Origin of the sequence: Cellulomonas fimi (assembly GCF_012952065.1) — a bacterium.
In the GTDB taxonomy this organism is placed as follows: Bacteria; Actinomycetota; Actinomycetes; order Actinomycetales; family Cellulomonadaceae; genus Pengzhenrongella; species Pengzhenrongella fimi_A.
The window spans coordinates 1-18,453 of sequence record NZ_JABCJJ010000029.1 but is presented as its reverse complement, the minus strand read 5'-3'; the positions used below and the strand labels follow the sequence as shown (position 1 = coordinate 18,453).

General features: G+C 75.5%; 16 protein-coding genes and 1 pseudogene. 9 read left to right on the top strand and 8 right to left on the bottom strand.

Annotated features, from left to right (window positions below):
• The first annotated feature begins 65 nt into the window (after positions 1-65).
• From HIR71_RS13865 to moaA, 3 genes are read left to right on the top strand one after another with little or no spacing between them, the layout of a single operon-like run.
• Positions 66-566, top strand: coding sequence for a MogA/MoaB family molybdenum cofactor biosynthesis protein (locus tag HIR71_RS13865; RefSeq protein WP_249051878.1), 501 nt, complete (start codon positions 66-68; stop codon positions 564-566).
• Positions 559-1,026 carry a molybdenum cofactor biosynthesis protein MoaE gene (locus HIR71_RS13860; protein WP_396031736.1) on the top strand — a complete coding sequence of 156 codons (468 nt, stop codon included), beginning with the start codon at positions 559-561 and terminating at the stop codon, positions 1,024-1,026. The genes HIR71_RS13865 and HIR71_RS13860 overlap by 8 nt, the downstream gene beginning before the upstream one ends.
• Complete coding sequence (moaA, locus tag HIR71_RS13855) at positions 1,023-2,189, top strand: GTP 3',8-cyclase MoaA (protein ID WP_169325655.1); 1,167 nt, start codon at positions 1,023-1,025, stop codon at positions 2,187-2,189. Before HIR71_RS13860 ends, moaA begins: the two co-directional genes overlap by 4 nt.
• Before the next feature lie 53 nt (positions 2,190-2,242).
• Here the strand turns inward: moaA and HIR71_RS13850 are convergent, their stop codons facing one another.
• Positions 2,243-3,466 (bottom strand): molybdopterin molybdotransferase MoeA, encoded by a 1,224-nt coding sequence (locus HIR71_RS13850; RefSeq protein ID WP_169325654.1) that lies wholly within the window; start codon positions 3,464-3,466, stop codon positions 2,243-2,245.
• A gap of 120 nt (positions 3,467-3,586) precedes the next feature.
• Positions 3,587-4,222: a DoxX family membrane protein gene (locus tag HIR71_RS13845; protein ID WP_169325653.1), complete on the bottom strand. Its 636-nt coding sequence runs from the start codon at positions 4,220-4,222 to the stop codon at positions 3,587-3,589.
• A 193-nt stretch (positions 4,223-4,415) separates the two neighbouring features.
• Here HIR71_RS13845 and HIR71_RS13840 point away from each other — a divergent pair, with 193 nt between their 5' ends.
• The gene (locus HIR71_RS13840; protein WP_169325652.1) at positions 4,416-5,840 is read left to right on the top strand and encodes an MFS transporter; all 1,425 of its coding nucleotides are present in this window, start codon (positions 4,416-4,418) and stop codon (positions 5,838-5,840) included.
• 31 nt (positions 5,841-5,871) lie between these two features.
• Here HIR71_RS13840 and HIR71_RS13835 read toward each other — a convergent pair whose 3' ends face one another.
• Positions 5,872-6,771: a UbiA family prenyltransferase gene (locus tag HIR71_RS13835; protein WP_311836292.1), complete on the bottom strand. Its 900-nt coding sequence runs from the start codon at positions 6,769-6,771 to the stop codon at positions 5,872-5,874.
• Between the two features lie 135 nt (positions 6,772-6,906).
• Between HIR71_RS13835 and HIR71_RS13830 the strand changes: the two genes are divergently transcribed.
• Genes HIR71_RS13830 through larC form a run of 4 tightly spaced genes read left to right on the top strand, consistent with a single transcriptional unit; the run spans position 6,907 to position 11,021 of the window.
• A complete protein-coding gene (locus HIR71_RS13830; RefSeq protein ID WP_169325651.1) occupies positions 6,907-8,064 on the top strand; it encodes a type III polyketide synthase in 1,158 nt (385 codons plus the stop codon).
• The gene (locus HIR71_RS13825; protein WP_211374213.1) at positions 8,061-8,597 is read left to right on the top strand and encodes an isoprenylcysteine carboxyl methyltransferase family protein; all 537 of its coding nucleotides are present in this window, start codon (positions 8,061-8,063) and stop codon (positions 8,595-8,597) included. Before HIR71_RS13830 ends, HIR71_RS13825 begins: the two co-directional genes overlap by 4 nt.
• Positions 8,594-9,649 carry an NAD(P)/FAD-dependent oxidoreductase gene (locus HIR71_RS13820; RefSeq protein ID WP_311836291.1) on the top strand — a complete coding sequence of 352 codons (1,056 nt, stop codon included), beginning with the start codon at positions 8,594-8,596 and terminating at the stop codon, positions 9,647-9,649. The genes HIR71_RS13825 and HIR71_RS13820 overlap by 4 nt, the downstream gene beginning before the upstream one ends.
• 19 nt (positions 9,650-9,668) lie before the next feature.
• Positions 9,669-11,021 (top strand): nickel pincer cofactor biosynthesis protein LarC, encoded by a 1,353-nt coding sequence (gene larC, locus HIR71_RS13815; protein ID WP_169325650.1) that lies wholly within the window; start codon positions 9,669-9,671, stop codon positions 11,019-11,021.
• Positions 11,022-11,041: 20 nt separating this feature from the next.
• On the opposite strand, the gene larB is transcribed toward larC, so the two are convergent.
• Together larB and larE are read right to left on the bottom strand one after the other, a co-directional pair.
• Positions 11,042-11,764 (bottom strand): nickel pincer cofactor biosynthesis protein LarB, encoded by a 723-nt coding sequence (gene larB, locus HIR71_RS13810; protein WP_311836290.1) that lies wholly within the window; start codon positions 11,762-11,764, stop codon positions 11,042-11,044.
• Entirely contained in the window at positions 11,754-12,617 is an 864-nt protein-coding gene (larE, locus tag HIR71_RS13805; protein WP_169325649.1) for an ATP-dependent sacrificial sulfur transferase LarE, read from the bottom strand. The genes larB and larE overlap by 11 nt, the downstream gene beginning before the upstream one ends.
• Before the next feature lie 104 nt (positions 12,618-12,721).
• On the opposite strand from larE, the pseudogene HIR71_RS16995 reads away from it, so the two are divergent.
• Positions 12,722-13,714 (top strand): annotated as a pseudogene (locus HIR71_RS16995) (LacI family DNA-binding transcriptional regulator); the annotation flags it as partial.
• A 137-nt stretch (positions 13,715-13,851) separates the two neighbouring features.
• Here the strand turns inward: HIR71_RS16995 and HIR71_RS13795 are convergent.
• From HIR71_RS13795 to uxaC, 3 genes are read right to left on the bottom strand one after another with little or no spacing between them, the layout of a single operon-like run.
• The gene (locus tag HIR71_RS13795) at positions 13,852-15,456 is read right to left on the bottom strand and encodes a gluconokinase (protein ID WP_169325648.1); all 1,605 of its coding nucleotides are present in this window, start codon (positions 15,454-15,456) and stop codon (positions 13,852-13,854) included.
• Complete coding sequence (locus tag HIR71_RS17545) at positions 15,453-16,814, bottom strand: mannitol dehydrogenase family protein (RefSeq protein WP_169325647.1); 1,362 nt, start codon at positions 16,812-16,814, stop codon at positions 15,453-15,455. Before HIR71_RS17545 ends, HIR71_RS13795 begins: the two co-directional genes overlap by 4 nt.
• On the bottom strand, positions 16,811-18,229 hold the full coding sequence (gene uxaC, locus HIR71_RS13785) for a glucuronate isomerase (protein WP_169325646.1): 1,419 nt from the start codon (positions 18,227-18,229) through the stop codon (positions 16,811-16,813). The genes HIR71_RS17545 and uxaC overlap by 4 nt, the downstream gene beginning before the upstream one ends.
• Between the last annotated feature and the right edge of the window lie 224 nt (positions 18,230-18,453).

The window sequence follows — 18,453 nt, the reverse complement described above, 5'->3', positions numbered from 1 at the left end:
GCGGACGAACCTAGCCGCACGGGCGCCCGTGCTGGGTACGGTGGGTCGATGACGGGGACGGGTCGATGACGGGGACGGGTATGCCGGTGGCTGCGGCGGTCGTCGTCGTCTCCGACCGCTGTGCGCGCGGCGAGGCGACGGACCGCTCGGGCCCCCGCGCGGTCGCGCTGCTCGAGGAGGCCGGCCTGAGCGTCGGCCCGCCGCGCGTCGTGCCCGACGGCGACGCGTCGGTCACGGACGCCGTGCGTGCCGCGCTCACGGGCGGCGCCCGGGTCGTGATCACCTCGGGCGGCACCGGGGTCGGACCGCGCGACCGCACCCCTGAGGGGACCCGTCCGCTCCTGGACCGCCAGCTCCCCGGCCTGGCGGAGGCGCTGCGGCGCGAGGGTGCGCAGCACGTCCCGACCGCGGTCCTCTCGCGGGGCCTGGCGGGGGTCACCGAGGGCGGCGCCGTGGTGGTCAACCTGCCCGGCTCGACGGGTGGTGTCGAGCAGGGCCTCGGCGTCCTCCTCCCCCTGCTCCCCCACCTCCTGGACCAGCTGGTGGGAGGCGACCACCGTGGCTGAGGCGAGTCCTGCGCAGCCGCCGGCCCCGGCGACCCGCGGGGCGGTGACGACGGCGATCTCCACGACGACGCTCGACGTCGCGCGGCACGTCGCGGCCGTGGCGCACCCGCGTGCGGGGGCGGTCGCCACGTTCGTCGGGCAGGTCCGCGACCACGACCCCGACGTCCGTGGCGAGGTGGTCGCCCTCGTGTACTCGGCGCATCCCGTCGCGGCGGACGTGCTCGCGCGGCTCGCGGCCGCGGCGGCGGACGACGACGCCGTGCTCGGCGTCGCGGCGAGCCACCGGACCGGGTCGCTCACCGTCGGGGAGCCGGCCATCGTGGTGGCCGTGTCGACGGCCCATCGCGCGCTCGCCTTCGAGGTCTGCCGTGACCTCGTCGAGCGGATCAAGGCCGAGCTGCCCGTGTGGAAGCGTGAGGTGCTGGCGGACGGCTCGCACGTGTGGGTCGGCTCGGCATGAACGCGCACGCGGGGTGCGGGGTCGGCGGCGGGACGACCGTGCTCGGGCCCAGCATCCCGGTGCGCGCCGCGGCCGCCGCGGGCGTCACCGGCTCGCCGGCGGCCGCCGAACGGGTCACCGCGCCGCTCGCGGCACCGCTCCCTACGTCGGTCGACCCGCCGGTCGCCGGTGCCGGGCTGGTCGACCGCTTCGGCCGCGTGCACCGGGACCTCCGCATCTCCCTGACCGACCGGTGCTCGCTGCGCTGCACGTACTGCATGCCCGCCGACGGAGTGCCGTGGATCCCCGGACGCGACCTGCTCAGCACCGACGAGCTCGTGCGTGTCGCCGCGGTCGCGGTCGGGATGGGCGTCACCGAGGTCCGCCTGACGGGCGGCGAGCCGCTCCTGCGGCCGGACGTCGTCGACGTCGTCGCCCGCATCGCAGCCCTGACCGGTCCGGGCGGGTCGCCCGAGGTCTCGCTCACCACCAACGCGCTGCGGCTGCCCGCCCTGGCGGCCCCGCTGGCCGCCGCGGGCCTGGCCCGCGTCAACATCAGCATCGACACGCTGCGCCGAGACCGGTTCGCGGAGCTGACCCGCCGGGACCGGCTGCACGACGTGCTCGCGGGCATCGCGGCGGCCGACGCTGCGGGGTTCCGCCCGCTCAAGCTCAACGCGGTCGCGATGCGCGGAGTCAACGACGACGAGCTCGTCGACCTCGTGCGCTTCGCCGCCGACCGGGGCTACGAGATGCGGTTCATCGAGCAGATGCCGCTCGACGCGGGTCACGTGTGGTCGCGCGTCGCGATGGTCACCGGGCCCGAGATCCTCGCGACGCTCTCGGAGGCGTTCACGCTGACCCCCGTGCCGGGCCGCGGGTCGGCGCCCGCCGAGCGCTGGTACGTGGACGGCGGACCGGCGTCGGTCGGCGTGATCGCCTCCGTCACCGCGCCCTTCTGCGGCAGCTGCGACCGCATCCGGCTCACCGCGGACGGGCAGCTGCGCTCGTGCCTGTTCGCGCGGACCGAGACCGACCTGCGCGCGCTCGTGCGGGCAGGCGCCGACGACGTCGCGCTCGAGGCGGCCGTCCTCGCGTGCCTCGCCGGGAAGCTGGCCGGGCACGGGATCGACGACCCGAGCTTCCTGCAGCCGGACCGCCCGATGAGCGCGATCGGCGGCTGAGACGCCGGACGTGCCCGCTCAGGCGAGATTCGACGTGCGCGGGGACGCCCCGCTCAGACCAGCAGCACGCGCACCACGTCACCCGGCCGGACCTCGTCCACGTCCAGGCCGACGACGGCGAGTCCGTGGACCGCCGCGAGGCTCGCCACCAGGTGAGAGCCGGAGCCACCGCGGGCCGCACGTCGCACGCGCCACGCGGCGACCCCGCCCTGCGGGTCGCGCTCCACGACGACCGGCATGTACTGCACGCGCCCCCCGGGCGGGCGCCAGCCGTCCGCGACGACGCCGGCCACCTCGGGCCGCCCGAGCGCGGTGAGCCCCCGCATGCGGAGCAGGGCGGGCCGCACGAACACCTCGAACGAGACGAACGCGCTCACGGGGTTCCCCGGGAGCGCGAACACCGGTGTGCCGTCCCCGAGCGTCCCGAGACCCTGCGGCTTGCCCGGCTGCATCGCGACCTCGACGAACTCCATGCCGGGCTCGTCGGCGAGCACCTCCTTGACGACGTCGTACGCCCCCATGCTGACGCCGCCCGACGTGACGACGGCGTCGACGTCCGGACGCAGCCGGTCGAGGGCCCCCCGGAAGGCCACCGCGTCGTCCGGGACGGCACCCACGCGCACCGGGATCCCGCCCGCCGCACGCACCGCGGCCGCCAGGAGGTAGGAGTTCGAGTCGGGGATCTGCCCGCGCCGCAGCGGCTGGCCGGGCGGCACCAGCTCGTCCCCGGTCGACAGCACCGCGACCCGCGGACGGGCGTGGACCCGCAGGCTCCGCGTGCCCACTGCCGCGGCGGCTGCGACCTGCGCGGGCCCGAGCTCGGTGCCCGCCGCGAGCACGAGGTCGCCCGGCCGGGCGTCCTCGCCCGCTCTGCGCACGTGCGCGCCGCGCGCGACGGCGTGGGCCACCTGCACGACGACGAGCCCGCCGTCCGTGCGCTCGACCGGCACGACGGCATCCGCCCCGGGCGGAAGCGCGGCGCCGGTCATGATGCGGGCCGCGGTGCCGGTCCCGACGTGCGGCTCGGCGGCCGATCCCGCGGGCAGGTCCGCGAGGACCTGCAGGACCACCGGGGAGTCCTCGGCCGCGTCCGCGACGTCGTCGGCTCGCACCGCGTACCCGTCCATCGCCGAGTTGTCGAAGCGTGGGAGCTCGGTCGGCGACGTGACGTCGCGGGCGAGCACCGACCCCAGCGCGTCCTCGAGGTCCACGTCGACCGCGGGCAGGTGCTCGACGAGGGCGAGCGCGGCAGTCAGGTGGTCCTCGATCGTGCGCACGGCTCCTCCTCCAGGCGGTGGACCGGGCGCCGCCGGTCCGTGCGCGCACCGTACCGCCCGGCACGAGGCCCGACCGCTCCGGGGGGCGCGGTCGGGCCTCGTGAACGCCCCCGGGACGCCTCAGCGGCTCGAGTCCGCCAAGCGCGCCCCGAGGGCGGCCGCGGCCACCGCGATCGCCGCGGCGACGAGCACGACGTCCTTGAGCACGTACTGGGCGAGCAGCGTCGGGCCACCGGCCGGGAAGAGGTCGCCGAAGAAGAGCACGAGCGGCGACATGATCCCGACGAACGCACCGGCGAGCACGAGCAGGCCGACGCGCAGCAGCCTGCCGGTGAGCAGCGTGAGCCCGATGAACGTCTCCATGACGGCGGTCAGGAGCAGCGCGGCGGACGGGCCGACCAGCCCGAACGACAGGGTGTCGAGCGTGCGCTGGACGATCGCCTCGGCCGGGCTCAGACCGGGGAAGAACTTGAGCACGCCGAAGCCGAGGAACACCAGGCCGAGGCTGATCCGCAGCGCCGGGAGCGCTGCGCGGGTGAGGACGGCCCGCAGCCGGGCGGTCGCGAGGTCGACGAGCTGCGTCGCGGTCCGGAGGCGGCCGGGCGAGGTGACCGGTGCGGTCGGCTGCTGGGTCCGCAGCGGGTTCGCGACGCCGGTGACCTGCCCGGCCTGCGCGGACGCGTGGTTCTTGTGGCGCTTGTCGACGGACGCGCGCGAGCGTCGAGCAGCGGCCGGGGCACGGGTGAGGTCGAGCATGTCGTTGCCTTTCGCGTTCGGTGGAGCGGCGCGGGCGATCCCCCGCGAGCCGCGGTCTCTCGGACGCCCGTCAAGGGCACGACCGCCGGTTCCTGATACACCCGGTCTCTGGTACACCCGTCGCGGGTGCATCCGGATACACCCGGGTCGCATCCCGGGTCGGGCGCGGCCGGGAGTGGCAGCATGACGAGGCGTGGAGACCTCGACCCCGCAGAGACCGGCCCGTACGACGCGCACCGCGCGGCTCGACGCGCTGCCCTTCACGCACGAGCACCGTCGGCTCCTGGTCGGCTCCGGCCTCGGCTGGGCGTTCGACGCGATGGACGTCGGGCTCATCTCGTTCGTGCTCGCGGCGCTCGCGCAGACCTGGGGCGTCACGTCGGGCGAGCTGTCCTGGATCGCCTCCGCCGGATTCGTGGGGATGGCGCTCGGCGCGAGCCTGGGCGGACTGCTCGCCGACCGCGTGGGGCGTCGCCAGGTCTTCGCGCTCACGCTCCTGGTCTACGGGCTCGCGACCGGGCTCTCCGCCCTCTCGTGGTCCGTCGCCGCCATGATCGTGCTGCGCTTCCTGGTCGGGCTCGGCCTGGGTGCCGAGCTCCCGGTCGCCTCGACCCTCGTGAGCGAGTTCGCGCCGCCCCGGATCCGCGGCCGCGTCGTCGTGCTGCTCGAGGCGTTCTGGGCGGTGGGCTGGACGATGGCGGCCCTGATCGGCTACCTCGTCGTGCCGAGGGGGGACGACGGGTGGCGCTGGGCGCTCGCCCTCGGTGCGCTCCCGGCGCTGTACGCCGTCGTGGTGCGACGTGGCCTGCCCGAGTCGGTGCGGTTCCTCGAGGCGCGCGGCCGTCATGCCGAGGCCGAGGCGACGGTCCGGCGGTTCGAGCGGTCCGCACCGCTGCGACCGGGGCGTTCGACTGCCGAACCCACCGCCTCTCCCTCGGGACCCGTCGACGTCGCCGCCGCCCCGGACGCCGGTGCCGGAGGAGATGCTCCGGCCTCCGCCGAGGTGGCGGCACCGGCCGCGGCCCCCCGCGTGCGTGACCTCTGGTCACCCGTGCTCCGCCGTCGGACCACGATGCTGTGGCTCGTCTGGTTCACCGTGAACTTCGCGTACTACGGCGCCTTCATCTGGTTGCCGACGCTCCTCGTGGCGTCGGGGCTCACGCTCGTCACGTCGTTCGGCTACACGCTCGTCATCACCCTGGCGCAGCTGCCGGGGTACGCGGCGTCGGCGCTGCTGGTCGAGCGCTGGGGACGGCGCCCGACCCTCGCGGCGTTCCTCGTCGGCTCCGCCGTCGCGGCGGGACTCTTCGCCGGCGCGGCGGGGACCGCCCAGGTGCTGACAGCCGGCATGCTCCTGTCGTTCTTCAACCTCGGTGCCTGGGGCGCGCTCTACGCCACGACACCGGAGCAGTACCCGACGCGGCTGCGTGGGACGGGCTCCGGCTGGGCCGCAGGCGTGGGGCGGATCGCCTCGGTCCTCGCTCCCCTGAGCGTGCCCGTGCTGCGCGACGCCGGCGGGACCGGCCTGGTCTTCCTGGTCTTCGCCGGTGTCTTCGTGGTCGCCGCGGTGGGCGCGCTCGGGCTGCCCGAGAGGCGCGGGAGCATCCTCGAGGAGTGAGGTGGCGCCGCCTCGGCGTCCATGACGGCGGTCAGGCGGCGAGCGACCGTCCGGCGGACACGAGCAGGACGACGTCGACCGCCGCCACCGCGATCGCGAGCGAGAACGGCACGCGGCTGTGGGCGCGCGTGAGGGCGACCACCCCCGCCGCGACGCCGAGCACGGTCGCGGCCAGCAGGCCGACCCAGGCCCCGGGCCCCGGACCGCTGCCGCCCGTCGCGGGCCCCAGGACGATGAGCGCGCTCGCCGGCACGAGCGCGACCGGGGCCAGCACGCTCGACCACGTGCGGCCCAGCCGGTGCGGCAGCCCGCGGACCCCGGTCGACCCGTCGTCCTCGAGATCCGGGACCGCGTTCACGAGGTGCGCGCCGACGCCGAGCAGCGCGGCCGCGGCGACCGCCCACGGCGCGGGCCACGGGTGACCCGGGAGCGCGAGCGTCACGAACGCCGGCAGCAGGCCGAACGACAGCGCGTAGGGCACCCAGGACACCGGCGTGCTCTTGAGCCGCACGTTGTACCCCCAGGCCGACGCCACGGCGACCAGGTGGACGAGCCCCGCCCGCCACCCCGTCGCGAGCGAGAGGGGGACGCAGGCTGCCGCGGCGAGCAACGCGGCGGCCCGGACGGCGCCCACCGAGAGCTCACCCCGCACGACCGGCTTGTCGGCGCGCGCCACCGCGACGTCGCGCGCGGCGTCGACCCAGTCGTTCGACCAGCCGACCGAGAGCTGGCCGGCGAGCATTGCGGCCCCGACCAGGACCCACGTCCGCACGTCGGCCCCGACGCCGATCGCGAGGGCGGTCGTGAACGCCGTCACGGCCAGGGTGGGCCCCAGGTGGCTCGCCAGCGCGAGCGCGCGGACGCGTCGAGCACCGCGCCGCACCGCCGCCTCGCCGTGCGGGGTGGTCGCACTCGGCGCGCCGGACGTCACGTGGTGGACCGTACCAACCCTTCCCTTCCCTCCCCTCCCCTCCCCTCCCCTCTCCCTTTCCTATCCCGCCCTCCTCTCTCCTGCGCCGCGCGCCCCGGAAAGCCGCGAACCGCGCACCGTGGCACGATGCCGGACATGTCGCGCATCGCAGCGGTGGCGCCGGTGCTCCCGGAGCTGGTGTACGCCCAGCACGAGATCACCGCCACGCTCGCCTCCCTCCTCGTGGGCGACGACGCCCGACGGCAGGCGGTGCTCGAGCGGCTGCACGCGTCGGCCGGCGTACGGACCCGGCACCTCGCCCTCCCCCTCGACCGGTACCGCGAGCTCGACTCGTTCGGCGCGACCAACGACCTCTTCATCCAGATCGGCACCGATCTCGCCGAGCGTGCGCTGCGCGCTGCGCTCCGCACGGCCGGGGTCATGCCCGACGAGGTGGACCTCATCGTCTTCACCTCCGTCACCGGCATCTCGGCCCCGTCGATCGACGCGCTGCTCGTGCCCCGGATCGGGCTGCGGCCGGACGTCAAGCGGGTCCCGATGTTCGGGCTCGGGTGCGTCGCGGGCGCCGCGGGCATCGCGCGCGTCCACGACTACCTCACGGGGCACCCCGGCGACGTGGCGGTGCTCGTGTCGGTCGAGCTGTGCTCGCTCACCATGCAGGCCGACGACGCGTCGATGGCGAACCTCGTCTCGACCGGGCTCTTCGGCGACGGCGCGAGCGCCGTGGTGATGGTCGGCGACGAGCGGGCGCGCGCCACGGGTGCCCCGGGACCCGACGTCGTCGCGACCCGCAGCCGGCTCTACGCGGACACCGAGGACGCGCTCGGGTGGGACATCGGTGCCAGCGGTTTCAGGATCGTCCTCTCGGCCGGGCTCGCGGACGTGGTCGAGGAGCACCTCGGGCACGACGTCGCGGACCTGCTCGCCGCGCACGAGCTGAAGACGGGTGACATCCCGACCTGGGTCGCCCATACGGGTGGCCCGAAGATCCTCGAGGCGGCCTCGCGCTCGATGGACCTGCCGGCCGGGGCGTTCGAGCGCAGCTGGAGCTCGCTGGCGCGGGTCGGCAACCTGTCCTCCTCGGGAGTCCTCCACGTCCTCGCGGACACCCTCGACGCCGGGGGCCACGAGCCGGGCGCGCCGGCCGTCCTGTTCGCGCTCGGTCCCGGCGTCTGCGCCGAGATCGTGCTGCTGCGCTGGCCTGGGTCAACGGCGACGGCGACGGCGACGACGACGCCGCGCGGCGTCGGGCACCGCGTCGTGACCGACGGGGCCGAGGGTCGGGCCGCATGACCCTGCTGGTGTTCGACCTGCTGATCGCGGCCGTGGCCCTCGAGCGACTCGCAGAGCTCGTGGTGTCGGCGCGGAACGCACGGTGGTCGTTCGCCCGAGGTGGCGTCGAGCTCGGCCGTGGCCACTTCCCGCCGATGGTGCTGCTCCACGTGGGGCTCCTCGTGGCAAGCGTCGTCGAGGTGCACGCGGCTGAACGCCCGTTCGTGCCGTTGCTGGGGTGGGTCGCGCTCGCCGCCGCCCTCGGCAGCCAGGCGCTGCGGTGGTGGTGCATCCGCACGCTGGGCCCGAGGTGGAACACGCGGGTCGTCGTGGTGCCTGGGCTCCCCCTGGTGGCGAGCGGTCCCTACCGCTGGCTCCGGCACCCCAACTACCTCGCGGTGGTGGTCGAGGGCGTCGCGCTGCCCCTCGTGCACACCGCCTGGGTCACCGCCATCGCGTTCACGGTCCTCAACGCGATCCTGCTCCTGCGGTTCCGCATCCCGGTCGAGGAGAGGGCCCTCGCGTACGCGGCGTCGAGCGCGGCCCCCGCGTGAGCGACGCGCGCGAGCTGCGGACCGACGTGCTCGTCGTGGGCGGCGGGCCGGTCGGGCTCGCCGCGGCGATCGAGGCACGCCTCGCCGGGCTCGACGTCGTGGTCGTCGAGCCACGGTGGACCGAGGGGCGGTGGATTCCGATCGACAAGGCGTGCGGCGAAGGGCTCATGCCCGGTGCCGTGGCGGCGCTGGAGCGGCTCGGCGTCGAGCCCGACGGCCACCGCCTGCGCGGCATCGCCTACCGCGGCCCGGCCCACGCCGTCGACCACGTGTTCGCCGCCGGGACCGGGCTCGGCGTGCGCCGCACCACGCTCCACGCCGCCCTCGGGGCCCGCGCGGCCGGGCTCGGCGTGCGCCACGTCGCGGCCCGCGTGCGGCACGTCGAGCAGGACGCGGACACGGTGTGCGCGGCGGGGGTCCGGGCGCGCTGGCTGCTCGGGTGCGACGGGCTGCACTCGAGCGTGCGCCGGCTGGTGGGCCTCGCGCCCGCGCACCGTCCGGGCACGGCACGGCGGCGGTACGGGACCCGCCGGCACTTCGGCCTCGCCCCCTGGACCGACCTCGTCGAGGTGCACTGGGGCTCCAGGGTCGAGGCGTACGTGACGCCGGTCGCGCACGACCTCGTGGGGATCGCCCTGCTGGGCCCCCCGGGGATCGACTACGCCGCGACCCTGCGGACGTTCCCCGAGCTGATGGACCGGCTCGCCGGGGCGGCCCCGGTGGGCCCCGTCCGTGGGGCCGGCCCGCTGCGCCAGCGCACGACGGCGCGCACCGCGGGCCGGGTGCGGCTCGTGGGTGACGCGTCCGGGTACGTCGACGCGCTCACCGGCGAGGGCCTCCGGGTCGGCCTCGCGCAGGCGGCCGCCGTCGTCCGGCACCTGGACGACGCCGCCGCGTACGAGCGCGCGTGGAGCCGTTCGACGCGCGACTACCGTGCGCTGACCAGCGGTCTGGTGGCCATGGCCACCTCGCCGCTCCGGGCACGGATCGTCCCGATGTCGGCTCGCGCACCGGCCCTCTTCGGCGCGGTCGTGGAGCGGCTCGCCCGCTGAGCGCCGATAGCCTCGGTCCATGACCGAACCCACCCGTGCCTGGATCGACGCGTCCGCCGGGGTGGCGGGTGACATGCTCCTCGGCGCCCTCGTCGACGCCGGCGCGAGCGTCGAGCGGATCCAGGCCGCCGTCGACGCCGTCATCCCCGGGTCCGCGCGGCTCGACGTCTCGCAGGTGACCCGTGCGGGGCAGCGCGCCGCCAAGGTCGACGTCGCCGTGCTGGTCGCCGACCCGCCGCACCGCACGTGGCACACGATCCGTGGCCTGCTCGAGCAGGCCGAGCTGACCGAGACGGCGCGCGGGCGCGCGCTTGCCGTGTTCGGCCGGCTCGCGACCGCCGAGGGCCGCGTCCACGGCGTGCCGGCCGAGGAGATCGAGTTCCACGAGGTCGGTGCGCTCGACGCCATCGCGGACGTCGTGGGCACGTGCGCCGCGCTCGACGACCTCGGTGCCACCGCCGTGGTGGTGTCACCGATCGCGCTGGGGTCGGGCCGGATCCGTGCGCACCACGGCGAGCTCGGCGTCCCGGTGCCGGCGGTCCTCGAGCTCACGGTCGGCTGGGACGTCGACGCGGGGGGCGAGGGCGAGCTCGCGACACCGACCGGCGTCGCGCTCGTGACCGCGCTCGCGTCGTCGTCGGGCCCGTTGCCGGCGATGCGGGTCCACGCCGTCGGCGTCGGCGCCGGCACGCGCGACGTCCACGGCCGGGCCAACGTCGTCCGGGTGGTCCTCGGCGCTCCGGTAGGCGCCGTCGACCCGCATGACGGCGGCGGCGGGGGCCTCGAGCCCGCGGTCGTGCTCGAGGCCAACGTCGACGACCTCGACCCGCGTGTCTGGCCCGAGGTGCTCGCGCGGCTGCTCGACGCGGGAGCGTCGGACGCGTGGCTGACGCCGGTCCTGATGAAGAAGGGGCGACCCGCCCACACGCTGCACGCGCTCGCGGAGCCTGCGCTCGCGCCACGGTTGAGCGCGGCGATCCTCCGGCACACGACGACGCTCGGCGTCCGGCGGACGGAGGTCGCCAAGGACGCGCTGAGCCGGGACTGGGTCGTGGTCCGGCCACAGCTGGCCGCCGCGCCCGGTCAGGGGGAGCCCGGTCAGGCGCAGTCCGGTCAGGGGGAGCCCGGTCAGGCGGAGTCTGGTCAGGCGGAGCCCGGTCAGGCCCAGCCCGGTGCGCCGGAGATCCGCATCAAGGTCGGCTGGCGGGACGGCCGGATCGCCCGCGCGATGCCCGAGTTCGCCGACGTCGTCACCCTGGCCGACGACCACGACCTCCCGGTCGCGGACGTGCTCACGGCGGCGCACCGGGCGGCCGGGGACGCCGGCCTCGTGCCCGGGGCTCCGTGGCCGCCGGTGTCCGCGAGGTCCTGAGAACCCGGTGACACCGATGGTCAGCCCGCGGGCACCGGCGCGGCGATCTGCGCCGCCAGGTGACCCGCGCCATACCCGTTGTCGATGTTGACGACGGCGACGCCCGGCGCGCACGCGTTGAGCATCGTGAGCAGCGGCGCGAGGCCCTCGAAGGCAGCCCCGTAACCCACCGACGTCGGCACCGCCACGACCGGCGCGCTCACGAGACCGGCGACGACCCCGGGGAGCGCCCCGTCCATGCCGGCGACGACCACGAGCGCGCGCGCCCGACGCAGGATCTCGAGGTGACCGAGGACGCGGTGCAGACCGGCGACCCCGACGTCGACGACGAGCGCGCACTCTCGTCCGAGGTGGCGCGCGGTGGTCTCCGCCTCGCGCGCGACGGGGAGGTCCGAGGTTCCTGCCGCGACGACGACCACCAGGCCGCCGGTCGGCGCGGGCGGCTCGCCCGGCCACGCGACGACGCGGCCGTCGACGTCGTGGTGGGCGCCCGGGAGCTCGGTCAGGACGGTGTCGACCTGGTCGGCCCGCACGCGCGTGAAGAGCGCGCGGCCGCCCCGGTCGCGCAGCGCGGCGGCGATGGCACGCACCTGCTCGACCGACTTGCCCTCGCAGTACACCGCCTCCGGGTACCCGCGCCGGGCGAGCCTGTCGTGGTCGAGGTCCGCGAAGTCGGACAGCACCGACGGTGCCACCCAGCCGTCGGCGCGCGCCGGGCTCGCGGTGCGCTCGTCATCGGCCACGGACGGCCACCAGGGGCAGCGTGAAGGCACCCGACTGGACCCCCGCGAGGTCGAGCGCCACGAAACGGAACCCGGCGGAACGGACCACGCGCAGCACCTCGTCACGCAACGGGGCCGCCGCGACGGCCGCGATGTCCCCGACCGGCACCTCGAGGCGCGCGATGTCGCCGTGGTGGCGCACCCGGAGGTCGGTGAGCCCGAGGCGGCGCAGCCCGGCCTCGGCGCGCTCCACCTGGTCGAGCTTCTCCGGCGTGACCTCCGAGTGGTGCGGGATGCGGGACGCGAGGCAGGGCGCCGCCGGCTTGTCGGCGCTCGGCAGGCCGAACGCACGGGCGATCCGTCGCACCGCGGCCTTGTCGATCCCGGCGTCGGCGAGCGGTCGCAGGACGGCGTGCCGGGTGGCGGCGGCCGACCCGGGGCGGTCCGGCCGGCGTGCGTCGTCGGCGTTCTCCCCGTACGCCACGGCGACCAGGCCGTGCGCTGCGACGACCTCGTCCGAGATGCGCGCGAAGAGCTCGTCCTTGCAGTGGAAGCAGCGGTCCACGTCGTTGCGACGGTAGTCCGCGCGGTCGCCCTCGTGCGTCTCGACCTCGACGACCTCGACGCCGACGGTCGCTGCGACGACGTGGGCTGCGTCCCGCTCGTCCGCGGCGAGGCTCGGCGACACCCCGAGGACCGCGACGACGCGCTCCCGACCGAGCGCGTGCGCCGCGAGTGCGACCAGCGCCGAGGAGTCCACCCCGCCCGAGAACGCGACCCCGAGCCGGCCGGGCGCCCGCACGTCCGTCCGCAGGTCGGCGACGAGCCGGGCGACGGCGTGCTGGTCCGCCTCGGGCAACGACGTGAGAGGCATGTGCGTGGTACTCCCCTGCTGGGTCGTGTGGTGACGGTCGACCCTAACGCGGCTTGGGCTGCAATCGATTGCCACCGGTTGTCGTCGCGACCTAGCCTGCACCTGTGGCCGGTCCGGCGGTGCCCCCTGGACGCCGTCGCCGCGGCCCGACGATCTACGACGTGGCGGCCGCCGCCGGCGTCGCCCCGTCGACCGTGTCGCGGGCCTTCTCGCGCCCCGGGCGCGTGAACGCCGAGACCGCCGCGCGCATCCACGCGGTCGCGAGCGAGCTCGGGTACCGCACCAACCCGATCGCCCGCGCGCTCCCCACCGGCCGCACGTCCATGCTCGCGGTGATCATCTCCGACGTCACGAACCCGTTCTTCTTCGAGATCATCCGCGGGGCGGAGGCGGCTGCGGCCGACGCCGGGTACGTCATGCTGCTGGTCGACGCGCAGGAGTCGTCGACCGACGAGCGCGAGGCCATCAGCCGTGCCATCCCGATCGTCGACGGCCTCGTGCTGGCCAACTCGCGGATGTCGAACCACGCGATCCGCACGGTCTCCGCCCAGCGCCCCGCCGTGGTGCTCAACCGGCCGATGAGCGGCATGCCGTCGCTCGTGAGCGACAACGCCCGTGGGAGCCGGCGTGCGGTCGAGCACCTCGCCGAGCTCGGGCACCACGCGCTCACCTACGTGGCCGGGCCGGAGGCGTCATGGGCGGACGGAATGCGGTGGCGATCGGTCCTCGAGGCCGCCTCCGAGCTCGACCTGCGGGTCCGTCGCGTCGGTCCGTTCCCGCCCACGCTGGCCGGGGGCACCGCTGCGGTACGCGAGATGGCGGCGAACCCGAGCACCGCCGTGATCGCGTACAACGACCTCATGGCCATCGGGCTCATGCGGGGACTCATCGACCTCGGGGCCCGGATCCCCAGGGACGTCAGCGTGATCGGGTTCGACAACATCTTCGGGTCCGACTTCTGCACGCCGCCGCTCACCACCGTGGCCGCACCCCTCCACTCGTTGGGCGCGGTGGCCGTGCGGATGCTCCTGCAGGAGCTGGGCAACCGCACGTCGGGCGTGGTGCGGCCCGCCATGCTGCCGACCCACCTCGTGGTGCGCGAGTCCACCGGCCCGCCGCCCCGGCGTCGTCAGGCGCCCCGGTGGGCGAGTACCGCGCCGAGCGCCGCTACCGGCGACGGCTCCGGACCCGACCCCGCACCCGACCCCGCACGCCACCCCGCGCCGACCTCGGATCAGCCCCGGCGCGAGGAGAGGTCGGCGGGCAGGACCGCCGCGGCCGCGCCGGCACCCACGGCGCCGGAGCCCGTCCGCAGGAGCGCGGCGACGCGTTCGAGCGAGTCGACCACCAACGGCAGCGCCGCTCGTGACCGGGCGTAGACGTCCACCATCGAGGTGTCCACCTCGACGAGCTCGGCCGCGCCGCGACCCGGCGCCGCGAGGAGGTCGACCGCCGCACCCAGGCTCGGCGCTCGCCCGAGCGCGTACAGGCCGAGCGCCGCGGCACCGAGCGCGGATCCCTCCGCCGCCCCGACCGAGTGGAGCGGGCGGTCGAGCGTCGCCGCGAGCACCTGGCGCCACAGCGCCGAACGCAGGGCTCCGCCGGTCGCCCGGACGGACGCCACGGGCTCGACCCGGTCGATCCGGTCGACGATCGTCGCGAGCTGCAGGCTCACACCCTCCACCGCGGCGCGGACGAGGTGCCCGCGGGTGTGCTCGCGGCGCAGCCCCAGGTACGCACCGGTGAGCGTGGGGTCCCACAGGGGCGCCCGCTCGGCGAGCAGGTACGGCACCATCAGCAGCCCGTCGCTCCCCGGCGGGACAGCGGCGGCGAGCTCGAGGACCTGCTCGTCGGCGGTCGGTCCGCCCGGGACCCCGGTCAGGTCGGGCGCGAGCGCGCTGCCCACCCACCGCACCACGATGCCGCCGTTGCTCACCGCTCCCCCGACCGCCCACGCGTCCTCGGTCAGGGCGTAGCAGAAGAGCGACTCGTCGAGGTGCGCGGGCGGCTGCCGGACCATCATCCGCACCGCGCCGCTCGTCCCGAGCGACAGGCCGACGACACCGGGCTCGAGCGCGTCGACGCCGAGGTTGCCGAGCGGGCCGTCGGCCGCGCCGACCACGACCGGGGTCGCGAGCGGCAGACCGGTGCGCTCGGCGACGGCGCGGGTGAGGTCGAGCGCCGTCGTCGTCGGGAGGATCGGCGGGAGCTGGTCGATCGAGGCGCCCGTGAGCGCGACGGCGGGCGGGCTCCACGTGCGCGTCGCGGTGTCCATCAGGCCCGACGCCGAGGCCGACGACAGCTCGGTCACGAGCTGCCCGGTGAGGCTGGCCACGAGGTACGCCTTGAGGTCGACCCACCACCGCACGTCGGCGCAGAGCGCGGGCTCGTGCTCCGCCAACCACATGAGCTTGGTGAGCGGCGTCATGGAGTGCACCGGGGTCCCGGTCCGCTGGTGCAGCCCCGTGGCCTGCCCGCTCTCGCGCAGGGCGCGAGCCTGCTCGGTCGCCCGTGCGTCGGCCCAGGTGAGCAACGGCGTCAGCGGGCGCAGCCCGGCGTCGAGCCCGATCAGCCCGTGCATCGCGGTGCTGAGCGAGACCGCGACGACCTGCGCACCGCGGCACGCCGCGACGCAGCGCGCGAGCGCCTCGTGCGCGGCGCCGACCAGCTGGTCCGGGTCCTGGACCTGCCAGCCGGGAGACGGCTCGAGCAGCGGGTACTCGACCGACTCGCCGTGCCGCCAGAACGAGCCCACGCCGAAGGCCACGGCCTTTGCGGCGGTGGTGCCGACGTCCAGCCCGAGCACGACCTCCTGCGGGGGCCGGACGGCCCCGCTCATGAGGCCCCGAGCTCCCCGACCTGGTCGACGACCGCCGCCACCACCTCGTCGTCGGCGAGCGCCGGGTCGAGGACCCCGAGCACCCGGCGCACCGCCTCCGGGAGCGGTCCGGCCGCGAGCGGGACCACCTCGTCGGCGCGCGCGTCGGTGACCGGTGCGCCGCTCCCACGCAGGTGGCACACCCAGGCCGCGAGCGGACGGGTGGCGCCGAGCGGGAGGCGCCCGGCGGCGCGCTCGCGGAGCAGCACCGGGACGACACGGATCGGCAGCTTCTGGGAACCGTCCGCCGCGATCTGCCCGAGCAGGTGACGCATGCGCGGGTTCGCGAACCGCTCGGTGAGCGCGTCCCGGTAGGCCGCGACGTCGTCGGCGGGAAGGGCCAGGTGCCCCGACGCCGCGTCCCACCACTCCTGGAGCCACGCGCGGCACGTCGCGTCCTGCATCGCGTCGGCCACGGTCTCGTGGCCGCGGATCGAGCCGGCGTACGCGAGCGTCGAGTGCGCCCCGTTGAGGAGCCAGAGCTTGCGCTGCTCGAACGGCCCGACGTCGTCCGTGAACGTCGCCCCGGCGTCCTCCCAGCGCGGACGGCCGGCAGTGAACTCGCCGCTGAGCACCCACTCGCTGAACGGCTCCGTGACGACCGGGGCGCGGTCCGCGACGCCGGTCTCGGACTCGACCGTCGCCAGGTCCGCGGCCGTGGGCTCGGGCGTGATCCGGTCCACCATCGTCGTGACGTACGCGACGTTCGCGTCCATCCAGCGGGCGAGGTCGGGGTCCCACCTCTCGGCGGTGTCCCGGAGCACCCCGGCCACCACCGGCCCGTTGTCGGGAAGGTTGTCGCACGGGACGATCGTGAGCGGGCCGGCGTCCGCAGCCCGGCGGGCGGCGAGGCCCGCGACGATCCGGGCCGGGGCCGTGAGAACGCGCGCGGTGGGGTCGGACCGGAGCGTGTCCAGGTCGGACCGGACCTCGGGCCGCTCGGCGTCGACGCCGCCACCGCCCGGAGCCCGCAGGTACCCCGCCTCCGTCACGGTCGTCGTGACGACGGCGACCTGCGGGTCCGCGAAGTACGCGAGCCAGGCGGCGTGGTCGCTCGCGGCGTGGGCCTTCGCGACGCTCCCCACGACCTCGAAGCGGTCACCGTCCGCGGCGCGCGTCACGAGCGTGAAGAGCCCGTCCTGGGCTGCCATGTCGTCCGACAGCTGCGGCGAGCGGCCCGTGAACGCCGCGATCCCCCACTCCTGGCCGTCGGGGGCGTGCTCGGTGTACCACGCCTGGTGGGCACGGAAGAAGTTCCCGAGGCCGAGATGGACGTGACGGACGGTCGGCGCGGGCGCCGTCCTGCTGAGCGTGCTCACAGCTGGAACACCTCCTTCGGGCGACCTCGGACGAGGTCGACGACCGTCTCGACCGCCTCATCCTCGTCGAGCCGGTGCTCGGCGACGAGCTGGGCGAGGAAGCCGCTGTCGAGGCGGCGGGACATGTCGTGGCGCGCGGGAATCGAGCAGAAGGCCCGCGTGTCGTCGATGAACCCGGAGGTCCGTGAGAAGCCGGCGGTGTCCGTGATCGCCGACCGCCAGCGACGGATGGCCTCCGGCGCGTCGAGGAACCACCAGGGTGCCCCGATGTACACCGACGGGTAGAAACCGGCGAGCGGCGCGAGCTCGCGCGAGAACACCGTCTCGTCGAGGGTGAACAGCACGACGTGCAGCTTCGGGTGCGTGCCGAACCGCTCGAGCAGCGGACGCAGCGCGTCGGTGAACTCGAGCTGCAGCGGGATGTCGTCGCCGACATCGGCGCCGAACCGGCTCGCCGTCGGGCCGTGGTGGTCGCGGCGGACCCCGGGGTGGATGGTCATCGTCAGACCGTCCTCGGTCGACATGCGCGCCATCTCGAGGAGCATGTGACGCCGCAGCGCCGCGCCCTCCTCGGTCGAGATCGTCCCGGCCAGCCCGGCCGCGTAGAGCCGCTCGGCGTCGCCCCCTTCGAGGGGCTGCGTGCCGGCGTCGACGTGGGCGTGGTCGGCCGACACCGCGCCGTGCTCGACGAAGTGCCGGCGCCGCGCCTCCATGGCCTCGACCCAGCCCGAGTAGGTGCCGGTGCCGACCCCGGAGACCTCGCCGAGCCGGCCGACGGACCCCACCCAGTCGGGGCGCGCCGCCTCGAGGTAGCGGTCCGGACGGAACGTCGGCAGCACGCGGCCGGACCAGGTCGGGTCGGCCGCCAGCGCCGCGTGCGGGGCGAGGTCGTCGCACGGGTCGTCCGTCGTGGCCAGGACCTCGATCTTGAACCGCTCGAAGAGCGCGCGCGGACGGTACTCGTCCTGGGCGAGGCGTTCGGCGATCTGGTCGTAGATCGCGTCGGACGTCTCGGCGGAGGGCCGGACGGTCACGTCGAAGATCTCCGCGAGCTCGGACTCCAGCCAGTACCGCACCGGCGTCCCGCGGTACACGTGCCAGCTGCTGCACAGGAGCCGCCACACCTCGCGGGCCTCCCCCTCGCTCAGCGGCCCACGCCCGACGCCGAGCGCCTCGAGCGGGACTCCCGAGGCGTGCATCAGCCGCGTCACGTAGTGGTCGGGTGTGACGAAGAGCTGGGCCGGGTCCCGGAACGGCTCGTCGTCGAGCAGCACCCGGGGGTCGACGTGACCGTGCGGCGAGATGATCGGCAGGTCCCGGACCGAGCCGTAGAGCCGCCGGGCGATGTCGCGGACCGCGGGGTCCGCGGGCAGCAGCCGGTCGGGATGAGGAGCGAGGGGTGGTTGGCTGGGCATGAGGACGATCTTGTCGTGGGGACCGGTGGAACGGCAATCGCTTGCCGCGGGTTGTCGCGACGTCTTGCTGCCGGGCGCCGCGGCAGGCAGGGTGACGGCATGAGAAGCCCTGTGTCAAGCCGCCGCCGTTTCGGTGGTGTGGTGTTGGTTGGTGAGGAGTCGTTGCAGGGCGTTGTGTCGGTCGGGGTCGTAGGCGGTGCCGTCTTGCCAGCAGTGCCAGATGA

Coding starts and splice junctions, on each gene's coding strand:
- HIR71_RS13845 (WP_169325653.1), bottom strand. CDS start 4,222: ATGCTCGACCTCACCCGTGCCCCGGCCGCTGCTCGACGCTCGCGCGCG.
- moaA (WP_169325655.1), top strand. CDS start 1,023: ATGAACGCGCACGCGGGGTGCGGGGTCGGCGGCGGGACGACCGTGCTC.
- HIR71_RS13825 (WP_211374213.1), top strand. CDS start 8,061: ATGACCCTGCTGGTGTTCGACCTGCTGATCGCGGCCGTGGCCCTCGAG.
- larC (WP_169325650.1), top strand. CDS start 9,669: ATGACCGAACCCACCCGTGCCTGGATCGACGCGTCCGCCGGGGTGGCG.
- uxaC (WP_169325646.1), bottom strand. CDS start 18,229: ATGCCCAGCCAACCACCCCTCGCTCCTCATCCCGACCGGCTGCTGCCC.
- larE (WP_169325649.1), bottom strand. CDS start 12,617: ATGCCTCTCACGTCGTTGCCCGAGGCGGACCAGCACGCCGTCGCCCGG.
- HIR71_RS13795 (WP_169325648.1), bottom strand. CDS start 15,456: ATGAGCGGGGCCGTCCGGCCCCCGCAGGAGGTCGTGCTCGGGCTGGAC.
- HIR71_RS13865 (WP_249051878.1), top strand. CDS start 66: ATGACGGGGACGGGTATGCCGGTGGCTGCGGCGGTCGTCGTCGTCTCC.
- HIR71_RS13830 (WP_169325651.1), top strand. CDS start 6,907: ATGTCGCGCATCGCAGCGGTGGCGCCGGTGCTCCCGGAGCTGGTGTAC.